We start from the raw sequence: 15,853 nt of genomic DNA, 5'->3' as shown, positions 1-15,853 counted from the left end.
CGACACAAGTTAGTATTACTACCCACTCACGGCTTACGAAATCCTACGATTCTTTTGCAAAATTCTCCGGTACTAGCCTTTTGTGCCGGAATTATGCGACATGTTCGCCAATTTGGAGTCTGGAGGGTGTTGTGCCTTTGTATTTGCGCAACGCATTGGTGAGAGCACTTTGGGAGGAGAAGCCGGTCCGGTAACTGATTTCAGAGACCGACAACGGGCTATTGGCAAGCAAGCGGGAGGCCTGCTCCAGACGTGTCTGTAACAGAAACTGGTGCGGTGTAATCCCCGCTACTTCCCGAAAAATTTCATGAAACCGGCTAACACTCAAACAGGCCCGGCCCGCCAGCTCCCGAACGGTAATTTTCCGGTGCAAGTTGTCAAGGATGAACCGGCGGGTAGCTTCCGGGCTGACACTGTGACGGCTCGGCTTAACGGTCGCTCCATCAACCACTCGGTCCGCCATGCTGTACAGAATGCTCGCAGCCAGATGCCGATGCAGCGGCACGTTATCCGGCGCCCGGTCAAATTCGCCAGCCGCAAATTGCACCAATCCCTGCAATCGGTGATCCATCCGAACCGTGCAGGGCTTATCAAACATTCTGGCCAGTAATTCGTATTCTCGATGAGCCGTAGATTCAAGCGCAGGGCTCTGGGGATCGAGATTGATCACCAGAACATGGTTTTGCTGATCCCCGCAGTAATCGTGCTCAATCTCTGTAGGCACCAAACACGCTTTCCAGGTATCGAGATAAGCCCCGAGCCCATCGACACACAACTCGGCCGCACCACGAACACCGACAACAACCTGGTGGTGGTCATGGTGATGTTGCTGAGCGTTCGCGGGGAGCTTTACGATCCTGGCGTCGAGCATTGCCTTACCCTGTCATCTCAGGCGCTTTGGCCAGCGCTGTCAGTAACGCCGACACACCTGCTGAAACCTGCTCCAACGGCAACGCGGCATTGACAATGTGATACTGAGCGGGTGCAGCCGTGGCGCGCTCCAGGTAACTGTCGCGAATACGCTGGAAAAACTCAACGTCTTCCTGCTCGAACCGGTCCAGCTCACCCCGATGTTTGGCGCGCGCCATGCCGGTTTCGACCGGCGCATCCAGCAGAATCACGTGGTCAGGGCGCACATCGCCCTGAACCAGGGATTCGAGTACGGCAATGCGGTCTTTAGGTACACCGCGGCCACCGCCCTGATAAGCGAACGTTGCGTCCGTAAAGCGATCACACAGCACCCATTTGCCATCGTCCAATGCTGGCAGGATATGGGTGTGAAGATGCTGAGCCCGAGCCGCAAACATCAGCAGCAGCTCGGTCAGTTCGTGCACGGCTTCATCCCGGGGCGCCAGCAATAGCTCACGAATATTCTCTGCCATTGGCGTGCCGCCGGGCTCACGAGTCACGATGCAATCAATACCCAAGGACTCCAATGTCTCCGCAGCATTTTTCATCTGGGTAGACTTGCCTACGCCCTCGGTGCCTTCAAAGGTAATAAAACGGCCTCGAGCTGCCATTACTTGTCTCCGCCGTTATTCGTTTGTGCATCCGGAACCGGATACGACCGATACCCTTCTTTGCGATTTAACTGAAAAGCCCTGACCGCTTTCTGGTGTTCCGCCAGGGTCTTTGAGAATTTGTGGCTGCCGTCACCACGAGCTACAAAATAAAGCGCATCACCGTCATCCGGGTGCAAAGCAGCGTGAATGGAATCCCGCCCCGGAAGTGCAATCGGCGTGGGCGGCAGGCCGTCGATACGATAGGTGTTGTAAGGCGTGTGTGTTCGCAGATCGCGCCGGCGAATCCTGCCCTCGTACTTGTCACCCATTCCATAGATTACCGTTGGGTCGGTCTGCAGGCGCATCCCCTTTTGCAATCGGCGAACGAAAACGCCCGCCACTTGCTCTCGCTCATACGCCGCGCCGGTTTCACGCTCTACGATGGACGCCATGATAAGGGCCTGGTAAGGATTATCGTAGGGCAGGTCTTTTTCGCGCTCTGCCCATTCCTGCTCCAGCAAACTTGTCATACGGTTGTACGCACGCTTCAGGATATCCAGATCCGTTTCGCTGCTGCTGAACATGTAGGTGTCCGGGAAAAACCAGCCCTCAGGGTGCTCGCCTTCTGCCCCGACGGCCTTCATGATCTTCTGATCAGGCCAGTCGGTTGTTACTTTCTTCAGATTCTTGGATTTTGCGAGCGCCGCCCGCAGGTCGGCAAACGTCCACCCTTCGATAAATTGGACTGCCCACAGCTTGACCTTGCCTTCAACCATTGAATCAACGATCTCCAGCGGTGTCATACCGGGGGTCAGTTCATAATCGCCGGCCTTGATGCGGGTAAGCTCGGGTTTTACACGGCCATACAACCGCAGCCACAAGGAATCGGATACCAGCCCTTGCGCGGCAAGCTCGTGCGCAAGGCCGTTGAACGAGGTGCCGTGCTCAACATTAAACAAAACAGGCTCTTCAAGAACTACGGGGTTTTTCAAGGTTTCCAGACCCTGCCAAACCCACAGCCCGACCGCCGCTGCAGCTATTACACCCAGAGCAAAAACCGAAACTATTAACTTCCTGAACACACGCGCTATTCCGTTGTTGGAGTGGAGCCTCAGATTGTCGCAAGCCGGCCGGTAACAGGCAAATCCTGTTCAGCTAAGGTTCGCACAGGCACAATGCCCAGCACGCTATTGGTCAGATAGACCCCGCGACAGCTTGGTGCGAACATATCATCCAACATGACAGGTGCCTCGTGAACTATCTCTCCCTTCGCTCGCAGGCGCTCAAGCACTACCCTGCGCATAACCCCCATCACAGCCACAGAATCTGGCGGCGGGGTGCGCCAACCGTCCTCGGTTTCAATGAAAAGATTAGTTCGAGTGCCTTCGACAATATGGCCGGCAGCGTTTGCCATCAGAACTTCGAACACGCCATCGTGCAATTCGGAAGCGGCCATGACCTGCTCGATTCGGTTTAACGACTTAATCCCGGAGAACAATGGATTGACAGTCAGAGGCACGCGAGAGAAATCAGCCACGACACCTGTGACCGGTGGCAATGGCGGCATAGCTGCATGAGACACCAGAAGATTGGGCTGCAACTCCGGTGTCGGACGGTAGCCCCGACCACCGGAACCACGAGTGAGCGTCAGTTTGAGTACCCACGAATTCCCGGAATAATGGTCAGAATAGCGCTCTAGCGCTTTTTGCAGTGTGCGCTCAAGCTCTGCCCGATCAACGGGTATACGCAGACGCTCGGCATCCCGGGCCATCCTGTCCAGATGATAGATTTGCAGGTAGGCTGAACGGCCATCAACACGAATGGTTTCAAACAGACCGTCACCGTAGGCCAAACCGCGATCACCGGGCGGAAAAGCACCGTCTTCCGCCCAATATATCGTTACCACGACGGGCTCAGCCCTCGAATCGGGCAAAAATCAGCGTACCATTGGTGCCGCCGAAACCAAACGAGTTGGACAAAGCCACTTTCACATCGGCCTTGCGGCTTGTGTGCGGGACAAAATCAAGATCGCACCCGTCATCGGGATTATCCAGATTGATCGTGGGCGGCAAAATTCCATCCCGAACCGCCATAACAGAGAATATTGCTTCTACGGCGCCCGCTGCACCTAACAAATGCCCGGTCATGGATTTAGTGCTGCTGATTGCAAGCTTTTCAGCATGGCCGCCAAACACCGATTTAACCGCCGACACTTCTGCGACGTCCCCGGCCTGAGTAGAGGTGCCGTGGGCGTTAATGTAATCCACTTGATCTACCGACAACCCGGCATCCCGCACCGCATTGGCCATTGATCGCGCCGCGCCTTCACCGTCCTCAGGGGGGGAAGTAATATGGTGCGCATCGTCACTCATGCCAAAACCAACGACTTCACCGTAAATGGTGGCACCACGTGCTTGCGCATGCTCCAACGCTTCCAAAACCAGCACGCCGGCACCATCGCTCAATACAAAGCCATCACGCTCTTTATCCCAAGGGCGACTGGCCTTCTCCGGCTCATCGTTACGCGTTGACAAGGCCCGGGCCGAGGAGAAGGCCGCGACCGCCGATCGCGTCGTTGCCATTTCGGAGCCACCTGCCAACATGACATCGGCATCGCCATAGGCGATGGTTCTCGCTGCGTAGCCGATGTTATGGGTACCCGTGGTACAGGCCGTCACAATCGCAATGTTCGGGCCTTTGTAGCCAAAACGAATGGCCGCGTTACCGGAAATCATGTTGATGACCGATGCCGGCACAAAAAACGGAGAAACCTTGCGAGGTCCGGATTTCTCCATTTGAATAATATTCTTTTCGATATATTCCAGACCGCCGATGCCGGAACCAATGGCAATTCCGACTCGATCACGGTCAAGCTTTTCGTACTGCTCCAACCCACTGTCATCTACCGCCTGCTGGGCAGCGATCAAACCGTAATGGATAAAGGCGTCGAGCTTTCTCGCTTCCTTGCTGGACAACCAGGGTTCCATATCGAGATCTTTGACGGCACCACCAATGCGAGTGTTGTAGTCGGTTGCGTCAAAGCGATCAATTGCACCAATACCGCTCCGCCCAGCACACACTGCATCCCACGAGGACGCGACATCGTTCCCCACTGGTGAAAGCATCCCCATGCCCGTGATAACAACCCGTCGTTTACTCATATCCTCATTCACCTGATTGTTCTTTAAAAATATCCGTCAACCTTACTGATGTTCAGCCAATAAAAAAGCCGTCCTTCAATTTACAAAAAAGGACGGCTTTCGCCTGGCAATCTGATCAGCAGAGTATCAGGTGTGCGCGACGATGTAGTCGATCGCGTTCTGAACCGTGCCCAGCTTTTCGGCTTCCTCGTCAGGAATTTCGGTTTCGAATTCCTCTTCAAGGGCCATAACCAGCTCAACAGTGTCCAGTGAGTCAGCGCCAAGATCCTCTACAAAAGAAGATGTGTTCTGAACTTCGGACTCTTTAACGCCCAACTGTTCACATACGATCTTCTTAACGCGCTCTTCAACTGTACTCATAATGTCCTCACTTTAGTGTCAACCAAGCAACTCGATGATTGCCAGTTTAGTTTAAACCCTACCTGCAGACAAGCAGGGCAATCAGTTAAACATGTTGTACGACAAGGGGTTGCACCACCGCCCGAAACGGGGGTTAGCCCATGTACATGCCGCCATTCACATGAATCGTTTCACCTGTTACGTAAGCAGCACCATCAGATGCCAGGAAAGCCACAACGGAAGCAACCTCCTCCGGCTCACCCAAACGCCCTGTCGGTATAATTTCCAGCATAGCGTTACGCTGCTTTTCGTCCAGTTTTTTAGTCATATCAGTATCAATAAAGCCCGGCGCAACACAGTTTGCGGTAATTCCCCGGTTTGACATCTCTTTCGCCAAACTGCGGGTAAAACCTTCAACTCCGGCTTTGGCTGCACAGTAGTTGCCCTGCCCCGGGTTGCCCATACTGGCCACCACCGAACTGACATTAATCACCCGGCCCCAGCGCGCTTTCGCCATGCCCCTCAGCACGGCCTTGCTGGTGCGGTAGACGCTGGACAAATTGGTTTCCAGCACCGACGCCCAATCGTCATCTTTCAAACGCATCAATAAGTTATCACGGGTAATACCCGCGTTATTGACCAAAATCAGGGGGGCGCCTGATTTCTCTGAAATTTGCTTCAATCCGGCATCAATACTTTCGGGATCGGCCACATTCATCACAAGGCCGTAACCATTATACCCGGCCGCTTTCAGACCTTCCGAAATAGAGTCAGCGCCTTCGGAACTCGTTGCGGTACCGATCACCTCAGCACCCAAGCGCGCCAATTCATGAGCAATGGCCTTACCAATGCCCCGGGTTGCCCCGGTTACCAGCGCTACCTTGCCTTCCAACGACATAACCTACTCCGTTTATCAGGATTGACCGAGTGCTTCGATTGCACTCGCCATAGAATCTGGATCTTCAATACCATGCACTGGCAAACCGCGCTCAATGCGCTTGACCAGCCCGGCCAACACCTTGCCGGAACCACATTCCACTGCAACACCAACACCTTCGCTCGCCAACGTCCGGATCGAATCCGTCCAGAGCACCGGTGAGTACAGCTGCATCAACAGGTTCGACTTCAACGTATCAGCATCTGTGGCAACGCCCGCATGGACATTCTGCACAACCGGGATGACAGCATCGTTAAAGCGCACATCGTCCAGTGCATCCGCCAACTCTTCGGCAGCACCTTTCATCAAGGCACAGTGGGAAGGCACACTCACCGGCAGAGGCATGGCCTTTCGGGCGCCTCGCTCTTTACACGCTTCAATCGCGCGCTCGACTGCAGCCAGCGAGCCAGCAATAACGACCTGGCCCGGAGCGTTGAAATTCACCGCCGCGACCACATCGCCTTGGGCAGATTCTTCGCAGGCGGCAATCACTTCGGCATCGTCCAGCCCTAGTATAGCGGCCATTTTGCCTTCACCTGCCGGTACTGCCTCTTGCATCAGTTCGCCCCGCAACTGCACCAGCTTGACGGCTTCAACAAAATCGAGACTTTCGGCAGCCACCAACGCGCTGTATTCACCCAGGCTATGACCCGCCACAAAATTCGGCTGAGGCCCGCCAGACACCAGCCACTGGCGCCACAAGGCAACGCTGGCAGTCAGCAGAGCTGGCTGGGTAACCATGGTTTGGTTCAGTTCCTCAGCCGGACCGTGCTGGCAAACATGCCAGAGGTCATACCCAAGAACATTCGAAGCATCACTAAAGGTTTCAGCGATCATCGGCCATGCTTCAGCAGCACCTGATAACATGCCAACCGACTGAGAACCTTGTCCGGGAAAAATAAACGCTGATTTCATAGGAGCGATCTTATCTTCATTAGGAATTGGTGGAGATTAGCCAATAGTACAAGCCAGGCCAATTATCCGCGATAAAGTAAGTTAATGTGGGCCGACTTTAGTCTCAAACAACTTAAAACAACAAGTCATCAAGCCGGTCATTAATCCTGCGGGGAACTTCGTGAGTCACTTCGCATACCGCTTGGCGTATGGCCGCGAGCATCGCTCGCTCATTTGCGTTACCGTGACTTTTTATAACAACACCCTGAAGCCCCAAAAGGCTGGCGCCGTTATGCCGGGAAGGGTCCATCAACTGCAACAAACGCCCCATTACCGGCCGTGCCAACAAACCCACGATGCGACTGTACACAGAGCGGGAAAAAGCCTGCTCGAGCAACTCAATCAGCAACCCGGCAACACCTTCGCCTGTCTTGAGCGCAATGTTGCCAACAAACCCATCACAGACTACAACATCAGCGACATTCCGAAACAGGTCGCTACCCTCGACATACCCGATATAGTTCAAAGTGTCGGACTGGGCGAGCATGTGAGACGCAAGCCGAACCTGCTCGTTACCTTTGATCTCTTCTTCCCCTACATTAAGCAGGGCAACACGGGGCTCGGCGATCTCGGAAACAGCAGACGCCATCAAGGAACCCATCAGAGCATATTGATAGAGATTTTCAGCGCTGGAATCGACATTGGCACCGAGATCCAGTACCAGGCAACGACCACGAAGAGAAGGGATAAGCTTCGCAATAGCAGGCCGCTCGATGCCGGGGTACATCCGGATCAGGGACCGCCCGAACGCCATCAGCGCACCAGTGTTACCGGCACTGACACAGCCTTGGGCCTCGCCATCACGAACCAGGCCTAGAGCGATGGCCATGGAAGAATTTCGTTTGTGACGCAAAGCGTGGGAGGGGCGCTCATTCATACGCACCACATCAGCCGCTTCGACAATGCGGATTTGAGGGTGCCCACCACGCAACAAGGCCTCAAGCTCGCTCCGGATACCTACCAGAACAAGACTCAAGGCCTCATTTTCACGCACTGCATCTAGCGCAGCATGGACGACCACCTCGGCGCCACGATCACCGCTCATGGCATCGACGGCAATGGTGATTGGATTACTCACCGCTCGTCCATACGACACAGGTCAGAAGATATCGCGTCGAGTATTACTCGTCGCGCGCTTCAACAACCTGCTTGCCGCGGTAGAAACCATCCGGAGATACGTGATGGCGACGATGAACTTCGCCAGTTGTTGCATCAGTGGACAGCGCGGAAGTTGGTAGCGCGTCGTGTGAACGGCGCATGCCGCGCTTGGAACGGGTCTTGCGACTCTTCTGTACAGCCATGGTTAAACTCCTGACCTATTTATGAAAACGTTAATGCTTAGTCGTCTTGAAACCCGCCAGCACGCTGAACGGATTATCATCTCTTTTCTTTGCCTCAGGCTCTTCAGGAGCGTTTGACGGCTCCAGTGCCTCAAGGTCTTCTTTCGCCGGGCACTCGTCCCTTTCATGAAGCGGGAACGGAGGCAACACCAGAAGAAGCTCGTCTTCTACCATCGCCCACAGGTCCGCTGTGAAATCTTCACAAAGGAACGGTTCCAACGTTTTTGGTAACCGTTGCGCCTGCTCATCACTGCTGACCAGACCCAAATCAAAGCTCGACGTCAACGTGACCTGCATGTCGTTCATACAACGCTGACACACCAGAGTGACCGGAGCAGACAGCTCTCCCGATACAACCCTCCGGCGCTCGCCATCCTGATAGAAGGACAGTTTTGCGTGGCATTCGCGGCCTTTTTGCGAGCCACCTACCGCTTCTCCAAAACGAGCAAGACCCTCGAGCGGTATTACCCCCTCAAGTGTCGCTTTTTGTTCCGCCAACCGTATAGGTTCAACAGATTTTGGAAGTTCGGCGTTCGGCGCTTTAGTCATAGGCGCGCAATTTTAGGGAGGAGACCGCTTGCTGTCAAAGACTTAATCGCTTTTATAGCAGGGCTTCCCGTTTAAGTAGGGGTATTCTACGATATTCCCGCCAATTCTCTCAACGAACACAGAGCGATCAGACCACCATGACACACACTATTTTGCTCGCCTCATCATCGCCTTACCGAAAACAACTCCTGCAACGACTGGGACTGCCCTTCACATGTGCCAGCCCTGACATTGACGAAAGCCCGAAACCAGACGAACCCGCAAAGACACTCGCCATTCGCCTCGCCACCCAAAAAGCGCAAGCTTTGGCAGAGAAGAACCCGGACACACTCATTATCGGATCCGACCAGGTAGCCTCCCTGCCCGACGGCAGCCTGCTAAACAAGCCAGGCTCGCACGAGCAAGCGGTCGCCCAGCTGACCCAAAGCAGCGGCCAGTGCGTCCAATTCCTCACCGGCCTGGCCGTACTGGACACTCAAACCGGCAATATGAAAACCCACTGCGAGCCATTCACAGTGCACTTTCGACACCTCTCGCAGGACGAAATCACAGCTTACCTGCTCAAAGAGCAGCCCTACGATTGTGCTGGCAGTTTTAAAATGGAAGGGCTAGGCATCGCCCTGTTCAGCCACCTTGAAGGCCGCGACCCGAACAGCCTGATTGGCCTACCCCTGATCGCCCTCACTGATATACTGCGCGGATTCGGAGTAAACCCGCTGTTACAAGATTAACCCGCAACTCAACGTCGGCTTAGCGCAATTCCAGCCTGGACTCCAGCAAATGCGCGGCAACACCTTCGCCAAAGGACACCCCTAATTGCTCAACAAACTGTTGAAACGGCGAAGGCCCGCGACTGTAATCCACCAACTCCTCGGCGCCCACCAGTTCTCGGGCCACCCAGGAGGCACTGCCCAAGCCATCAATCAAACCAAGCTCCAACGCCTGCTCTCCACTCCACACCAGGCCGCTGAACAACCTTTCATCGTCAACCAGTCGATCGCCTCGCCCTTCCTTTACCGCTGAAATGAACTGCTTGTGCGTGTTCTCCAGCACGCTCTGCCAGAACTCGACATCTTCTTCACGCTCCGGGGTGAACGGATCCAGAAACGCTTTGTTTTCACCAGCGGTGTACAAACGGCGCTCCACGCCGAGTTTCTCCATCAACGCATTGAAACCGAACCCGCCGGCGACAACCCCAATCGAACCCACCAAGCTCGCGCGGTTCGCGTAGATTTCGTCAGCCGCTGCGGCAATATAATAAGCACCGGACGCACCCACATCTGCGATCACTGCGTACACTTTCTTTTCAGGGTACTCCTGCCGAAGACGCTGAATCTCGTCGTACACATAACCTGACTGCACCGGGCTACCGCCCGGGCTGTTTATCCGCAACACCACCGCTTTAGAATTTTCTGCCTCAAACGCAGCGCGCAGCGAACCCACCAAATTGTCAGCACTTGCCAGCTCATCCGCAGCGATAGGGCCATTCAACTCAACCAGCGCAGTGTGCTGCTCTGGCACCACTCCCATACCCTCTCCGATTGGCGACCGGATCATCACAATCAGCGCAAACAAATAAATGAACGTGAGAAGCTTGAAAAATATCCCCCAACGCCGGCTACGCTTTTTCTCCGCGTGAAGCGACATTACCAGCTTTTCAATCAACTTCCAGTCGCGGTTCGTCTCAGGCGGCATTGCCGGCTTCTTCGCGCCAAAAAGACCGCCCTTACCCGATTCCGAATCACTCATTAGCTATTCCTTAACTCGCAAACACCTAAAAACTCGCTTTACAGCCCAAGAACACGGCGAAGATCACCGACGGAATCGACCACCGCATGAGGCCGACAATCCAGCAACACTTCTCTCGAATGCGCGCCCCATTCCACCCCAATAGCGGGCATACCAATACGCCGCGCCATATCAAGGTCGTAGTGCGTATCACCAATCATCACCGCGTCTTCCGGCTGAAAACCGTAAAATTCCAAAATTTCTTCAAGCATCAACGGATCAGGCTTGGAACGAGTTTCATCGGCACAACGAGAGGTATCAAAATGGTGCCCCAGACCACTGGTTTTCAGCGCCTGAGCAAGCCCCCGGCGACTTTTTCCGGTTGCCACCGAGCAGCCCCGCCCCGAGGTACGAATATCGGCGACCACCTCGGCCATGCCCTCGAACACATTCTGCGGAGTCGTCACCTTCTTGAAGAAATAACCCGAGTAGCCTTCGCGAATACGCACGATTTCTTCATCGCTCACACCCGGATACAGCTTCTGCAGTGCCTCGATCATGCCCAGCCCGACAATATCCCGATAGGCCTCAAGCTCCAGATTCGGGTAGCCAAGCTCCAAAGCGGCCTGCTGCAAGCTTTCAGCAATATGATCAACCGAATCGATCAGCGTTCCATCCCAATCAAATATCACTGCTTTTACGTTCATCTTTACGAACCCTTACCGCGTCGTGTTAGTTGATCAACCAACTTCCCAAAAGCTTTATCATACGGAGCCTCCAGAAACATAGACTCTTCTGTGCCGGGTAACCGGAACTCCAGCGAACGAGCATGAAGCATCAAACGCTCACCACCTATCTTCCTGAACGCTTTGAGGCTTGCATCGTCCATATACTTGTCGTCACCGGCAATCGGATGCCCTCCCCAGGCACTGTGCACCCGGATCTGATGGGTTCTGCCGGTCACCGGCGACGCTTCAACCAGACTGTAACCGTCGTAGTCTGCCAGACATTTATACAAGGTGAGCGATTCTTTACCTTCGCTACTCACCTTCACCCGGCGCTCACCGTTTGGCATCTCGTAACGTAACAATGGCTCGGCAACACGGGTGAGCTTTTTTGGCCAGGACCCAATAACAAGTGCGTGATACCGTTTGCGCATTCGCTTATGACGCAATTCATCCTGCAAAAACCGAAGTGCCGACCGTTTCTTTGCCACCATCACCAACCCGGACGTATCGCGGTCCAGCCGGTGCACTAACTCCAGAAACTTTGCCTGGGGCCGGGACGAGCGCAACACTTCAATCAACCCGAAGCTCAAGCCGCTTCCACCGTGGACAGCAATGCCTGCGGGTTTGTTGACCACCAGCATTTCGTCATTCTCGAACACCACGGCGGTTTCCACCACATTCTGCACGCGATCACCGGGCTTTGGCTGCTCGGGTTTGGCCTGCTGCACAATAGGTGGAATGCGAACCACATCACCCTCTTTCACGCGGGTGTCTGGCTTCACACGCCCTTTATTCACCCGAACTTCACCTTTACGCACAATGCGGTACACAATGCTCTTCGGCACACCTCGAAGCCGCGCCAACAAAAAATTATCAACCCGCTGCCCTGCCATGTCGGCGTCAACCTCGACAAACTGAACGCCTTTTTGCACTCGGTCATCAGACTGCACCGCCGGGCCAGACTGATCCTTGCGCCCACCTGCAAGACGCTGCGGCGTGCGGGCTTTTCGAGGTTGTTTCCGGGGGGCCGGTTTTTGAGACATGAAATACCTTATTCCGGCTGGCGCCGGGCGTTTGGATACAGGATTGTACAGCTTCGGGTTTACTGTTATATTCCGACGTGCTCTGCCGTTTGTCTACGGCCTGAAGAATTTCGTTCAGAAGCCGGAGCGGCAGCAGTATACCGACACTGATTAATAGATTGAACGCCGAACACCCAATCATTACCGGGCGCGGCGTGAGACAAACTCCCGACCTACAGGGCAGACCATAGAGTGGCTGTTACCTCCTCGGGAGACGAAATAACCGACCGGGAAACCGTCGGACGGAAACATCACGAAGAATCACTGCCACGCAAAACCGGGCCGTCAGCTTACCAACACGACGTGAGACCTAGGAGTTTGTGTGAACCTGAAAACGGATATTATGCGTCAACAGACATTCACCCTATTCGATCTTTCCCTGCCATCAGGCAGACGAAGAATCAGCGGTGGTCTCAGACATACAGGGTCAAAACCCGAAAAGGTATGACTCGTCTGGCCGCCGGCCTGCCCTGCTAATTCAGGGCCCGCGGCACGCACATCCCGATTCGCTGATGCGAACGTCTCCGGTTTCCTGTCTTAACAAACGACAGGAACTCACTTTTCCCATGAAAAGAATGCTGATCAATGCAACTCATCCTGAAGAGTTGCGCGTAGCACTGGTAGACGGCCAACGACTGTTTGATCTGGACATCGAGTCCAGCACCCGCGAACAGAAAAAAGCCAACATTTATAAAGGCAGAATCACTCGCGTAGAACCCAGCCTGGAAGCGGCTTTCATCGATTTTGGCGCCGACCGCCACGGTTTCCTGCCCCTGAAAGAAATCTCCAAAGAATACTTCAAGAAGTCCCCCAGCCAGATCGAAGGCAAAATCAACATCAAAGACGTGCTTTCTGAAGGCCAGGAAGTCATCGTTCAGGTTGACAAAGAAGAGCGCGGAAACAAAGGCGCAGCCCTGACCACCTTTATTTCTCTGGCTGGCCGCTATTTGGTACTGATGCCAAACAACCCCCGTGCAGGCGGCATCTCCCGTCGAATCGAAGGCGAAGACCGCGCTCAGCTAAAAGAAGCAATGAATGGCGTTCAGGTACCCAAGTCTATGGGCATCATCGTTCGCACCGCCGGTATCGGACGCACCACAGAAGAACTCCAGTGGGACCTCGATTATCTGGTTCAGTTCTGGGAAGCCATTACCCAGGCCGCCGACGAGCGTAAAGCGCCGTTCCTGATCCACCAGGAAAGCAACCTGATTATCCGCGCAGTTCGTGACTACCTCCGCCAGGACATCGGCGAAGTATTGATTGACTCGGAAAACGTCTACGAAGACGTGCTGAGCTTCGTTCGCGCCGTAATGCCTACGTTTGAGAACAAGATCAAACTGTACAAAGACGAAATCCCTTTGTTCAGCCGCTACCAGATCGAAGGCCAGATCGAGACGGCGTTCCAGCGTGAAGTCAAACTGCCTTCTGGTGGCTCTATTGTTATTGATCCAACCGAAGCGCTGGTTTCAATCGACATCAACTCGTCGCGTGCCACCAAAGGCCACGACATCGAAGAAACTGCCCTTCAGACCAACCTCGAAGCCGCCGAAGAAATCGCTCGCCAATTGCGCTTACGCGATATGGGCGGCTTGATTGTCATCGACTTCATCGACATGACACCGGCCAAGCACCAGCGCGAAGTTGAGCAGAAGATGCGTGAAGCGCTGGAAATTGACCGCGCCCGCGTGCAAGTTGGTAAAATTTCCCGCTTCGGCCTTCTCGAAATGTCCCGCCAGCGCCTGCGCCCCTCACTCGGTGAAACCCGCAGTGAAGTATGCCCACGCTGCGAAGGCCAAGGCACGATTCGAGGCATTGAATCTCTGGCGCTGAGCATCATGCGCCTGATCTACGAAGAATCCTCCAAGGAGAAAACTGCAGAAGTACGCGCTATCGTGCCGGTTTCTGTAGCAACCTTCCTGCTAAACGAGAAGCGCAAGCAGCTGGCCGACATTGAAGCCGGTCAAGGCGTATCCATCGTGGTCGCTCCGGTTCCCAATATGGAAACCCCGCACTTCGAAATCATTCGTATGCGTCAGGACGAAACGGCACCTGAGCACATTTCCAGCCACCAGGTGGCCCACGAATACAACGAGCGTGAAGAAGAATCCGTTGTTGAAGTGACCAGCACCGAAAAGCCTGTACGTGAGCAAGCCGCAGTTAAAGCCATCCGCCCTGCTCCTGCCCCGGTCGCAAAAGCGGCAGCCAAAGCCGAACCGGTAGAATCCGACGAAGGCTCGTTCCGCAAACTGTGCAAGAAAATCGCCAGTTTCTTTAGCGGCGAAGCTGAAACCGACTCTGGCGACAAGCAAGCGACAAAGAGCGCCGGCAACAACCGTCGCCCGCAAGCTCGCCCAGACCGTCAGGATCGCCGGAAATCACGAGTAGCACGTGATGACCAGCGCGGAGGCAACCGCAATGGCAACGAACGTCGCCAGAACAACCGCAACCGTCCTAACCGGAACGACGACCAGAACCGCGGTGCTCAAGGTCGCCAGAATCAGCAAGACAAACCGGCTGACAACAAGAGCAACGACAACCGCAGAGACGGCCGCAAAGACGGTCAGAACCGCGGTCAAGGGCGTAACCGTCCGCAGCGCGATGCCAAAGATCAAAAAGATCAGAAGGACCAGAAGGACAACCAGTCCAATCAGAAAGGTCCATCAAATGACAAATCCGGCGATGACAAGCGCCGCAAGCCACGTCGCCAGCGCAATCGTGACGGATCTCCTGCTGAAGCACCAGCCTCTACACCGGCTGCTCGCAAAGCAGAGCGGAGTGAGAAACACCAGAAAGATACGCAGCCAGAAAAAGCCGTTGAAGAAAAAACCTCTTCAGCACCACAAGCTGCGGTAGCAACCGACGCGAAAGCCAAGGACGCTAATGCTCAGCCTCAGGTCAAACAGCCTGCGGAGCAAAGTCCGAAAGCTGAAACCGCCAAGCCTGAAGCCAAGGAGCAGGATGCGGCACCCAAGGCAAAAGAAGAGGCTAAAGCGGACGAGAGCAAGCCAGAGAAGCGCAAACCCGCCTCTCGCCAGCGCAAGCCTCAGGCCGCCAAAGAAGCCAAAGCGGAACAAACCAGCGAAGCGCCTAAGGCAAGCGAACCTGTAGCCGATAGCAAGGACAAGGCAGACGGCAAGCCGGCAGAAACTACCACAGCAGAGGCAAAACCTGCCCCTGAAGTGAAAGCCAGCGAAGCTAAAGCGCAAGCACCTGAGGCCGAAGCCCCGAAAGCTGAGAAGGCTGAGAAGGCTGAGAAGGCTGAGAAGGCTGAGAAGGCTGAGAAGGCTGAGAAGGCTGAGAAGGCTGAGAAGCCAGCGGAAGCGAATGAAAAGCCAAAAGCAAACGTTAAGGCTGACCCGAAGCCTGAAGCTGAAGCTAAAGTTGAGACCGAACCTAAAGCAGAACCCGCGAAAACGGAAGCGCCCAGCGCTGTTGATGTTCCGGTAACGCCAGGTCGCGCTTACAACGATCCAAGAGAAGTCCGCAAGCGCCAGCGTGCGGCCGAAGCAGCCAAAAAGGCCGAGGATAATTGA

Annotated in this window: 17 protein-coding genes; 3 read left to right on the top strand and 14 right to left on the bottom strand. The window is 54.7% G+C overall.

Translation table 11 applies throughout. The annotated features are described in order from the left end of the window. Nucleotides 1-91: 91 nt before the first annotated feature. The 11 genes from JAO79_RS08325 to JAO79_RS08275 form a co-directional block, all read right to left on the bottom strand. Nucleotides 92-871, bottom strand: coding sequence for a helix-turn-helix transcriptional regulator (locus tag JAO79_RS08325; protein WP_199006803.1), 780 nt, complete (start codon nt 869-871; stop codon nt 92-94). A 4-nt stretch (nt 872-875) separates the two neighbouring features. Further along, on the bottom strand, nt 876-1,520 hold the full coding sequence (gene tmk, locus JAO79_RS08320) for a dTMP kinase (RefSeq protein ID WP_199006802.1): 645 nt from the start codon (nt 1,518-1,520) through the stop codon (nt 876-878). Continuing rightward, nucleotides 1,520-2,584: an endolytic transglycosylase MltG gene (gene mltG / locus JAO79_RS08315; RefSeq protein WP_199006801.1), complete on the bottom strand. Its 1,065-nt coding sequence runs from the start codon at nt 2,582-2,584 to the stop codon at nt 1,520-1,522. Before mltG ends, tmk begins: the two co-directional genes overlap by 1 nt. Nucleotides 2,585-2,613: 29 nt before the next feature. Next, nucleotides 2,614-3,408: an aminotransferase class IV gene (locus tag JAO79_RS08310; protein ID WP_199006800.1), complete on the bottom strand. Its 795-nt coding sequence runs from the start codon at nt 3,406-3,408 to the stop codon at nt 2,614-2,616. A gap of 7 nt (nt 3,409-3,415) precedes the next feature. Then, the gene (gene fabF, locus JAO79_RS08305; RefSeq protein ID WP_199006799.1) at nt 3,416-4,663 is read right to left on the bottom strand and encodes a beta-ketoacyl-ACP synthase II; all 1,248 of its coding nucleotides are present in this window, start codon (nt 4,661-4,663) and stop codon (nt 3,416-3,418) included. 126 nt (nt 4,664-4,789) lie between these two features. Continuing rightward, nucleotides 4,790-5,023 (bottom strand): acyl carrier protein, encoded by a 234-nt coding sequence (gene acpP, locus JAO79_RS08300; RefSeq protein WP_114333443.1) that lies wholly within the window; start codon nt 5,021-5,023, stop codon nt 4,790-4,792. A gap of 133 nt (nt 5,024-5,156) precedes the next feature. Further along, nucleotides 5,157-5,900: a 3-oxoacyl-ACP reductase FabG gene (fabG, locus tag JAO79_RS08295; protein WP_199006798.1), complete on the bottom strand. Its 744-nt coding sequence runs from the start codon at nt 5,898-5,900 to the stop codon at nt 5,157-5,159. Nucleotides 5,901-5,915: 15 nt separating this feature from the next. Continuing rightward, nucleotides 5,916-6,854, bottom strand: coding sequence for an ACP S-malonyltransferase (gene fabD / locus JAO79_RS08290; RefSeq protein WP_199006797.1), 939 nt, complete (start codon nt 6,852-6,854; stop codon nt 5,916-5,918). A gap of 112 nt (nt 6,855-6,966) precedes the next feature. Further along, nucleotides 6,967-7,971, bottom strand: coding sequence for a phosphate acyltransferase PlsX (gene plsX, locus JAO79_RS08285; protein WP_320158951.1), 1,005 nt, complete (start codon nt 7,969-7,971; stop codon nt 6,967-6,969). Between the two features lie 43 nt (nt 7,972-8,014). After that, nucleotides 8,015-8,194 carry a 50S ribosomal protein L32 gene (rpmF, locus tag JAO79_RS08280; RefSeq protein ID WP_114333439.1) on the bottom strand — a complete coding sequence of 60 codons (180 nt, stop codon included), beginning with the start codon at nt 8,192-8,194 and terminating at the stop codon, nt 8,015-8,017. Nucleotides 8,195-8,224: 30 nt separating this feature from the next. Beyond that, nucleotides 8,225-8,782 carry a YceD family protein gene (locus JAO79_RS08275; protein ID WP_199006795.1) on the bottom strand — a complete coding sequence of 186 codons (558 nt, stop codon included), beginning with the start codon at nt 8,780-8,782 and terminating at the stop codon, nt 8,225-8,227. Between the two features lie 137 nt (nt 8,783-8,919). On the opposite strand from JAO79_RS08275, the gene JAO79_RS08270 reads away from it, so the two are divergent. Further along, complete coding sequence (locus JAO79_RS08270; RefSeq protein ID WP_199006794.1) at nt 8,920-9,513, top strand: Maf family protein; 594 nt, start codon at nt 8,920-8,922, stop codon at nt 9,511-9,513. Nucleotides 9,514-9,532: 19 nt separating this feature from the next. On the opposite strand, the gene JAO79_RS08265 is transcribed toward JAO79_RS08270, so the two are convergent. The 3 genes from JAO79_RS08265 to rluC are packed head-to-tail and all read right to left on the bottom strand — an operon-like array spanning nt 9,533 to nt 12,281. Next, nucleotides 9,533-10,531, bottom strand: coding sequence for a S49 family peptidase (locus JAO79_RS08265; RefSeq protein WP_199006793.1), 999 nt, complete (start codon nt 10,529-10,531; stop codon nt 9,533-9,535). Nucleotides 10,532-10,569: 38 nt separating this feature from the next. Beyond that, nucleotides 10,570-11,217, bottom strand: coding sequence for an HAD family hydrolase (locus tag JAO79_RS08260; protein ID WP_199006792.1), 648 nt, complete (start codon nt 11,215-11,217; stop codon nt 10,570-10,572). A gap of 2 nt (nt 11,218-11,219) precedes the next feature. After that, nucleotides 11,220-12,281 (bottom strand): 23S rRNA pseudouridine(955/2504/2580) synthase RluC, encoded by a 1,062-nt coding sequence (gene rluC, locus JAO79_RS08255; protein ID WP_199006791.1) that lies wholly within the window; start codon nt 12,279-12,281, stop codon nt 11,220-11,222. Here rluC and JAO79_RS08250 point away from each other — a divergent pair. Together JAO79_RS08250 and rne are read left to right on the top strand one after the other, a co-directional pair. After that, entirely contained in the window at nt 12,280-12,435 is a 156-nt protein-coding gene (locus JAO79_RS08250; RefSeq protein WP_199006790.1) for a hypothetical protein, read from the top strand. The genes rluC and JAO79_RS08250 overlap by 2 nt on opposite strands. A 451-nt stretch (nt 12,436-12,886) precedes the next feature. After that, a complete protein-coding gene (rne, locus tag JAO79_RS08245) occupies nt 12,887-15,853 on the top strand; it encodes a ribonuclease E (RefSeq protein WP_199006789.1) in 2,967 nt (988 codons plus the stop codon).

It is taken from the genome of Marinobacter litoralis, from assembly GCF_016427555.1.
Lineage (GTDB): Bacteria > Pseudomonadota > Gammaproteobacteria > Pseudomonadales > Oleiphilaceae > Marinobacter > Marinobacter litoralis_A.
The sequence above is the reverse complement of the archived record's forward strand: the minus strand, read 5'-3'. Positions and strand labels throughout refer to the sequence as shown.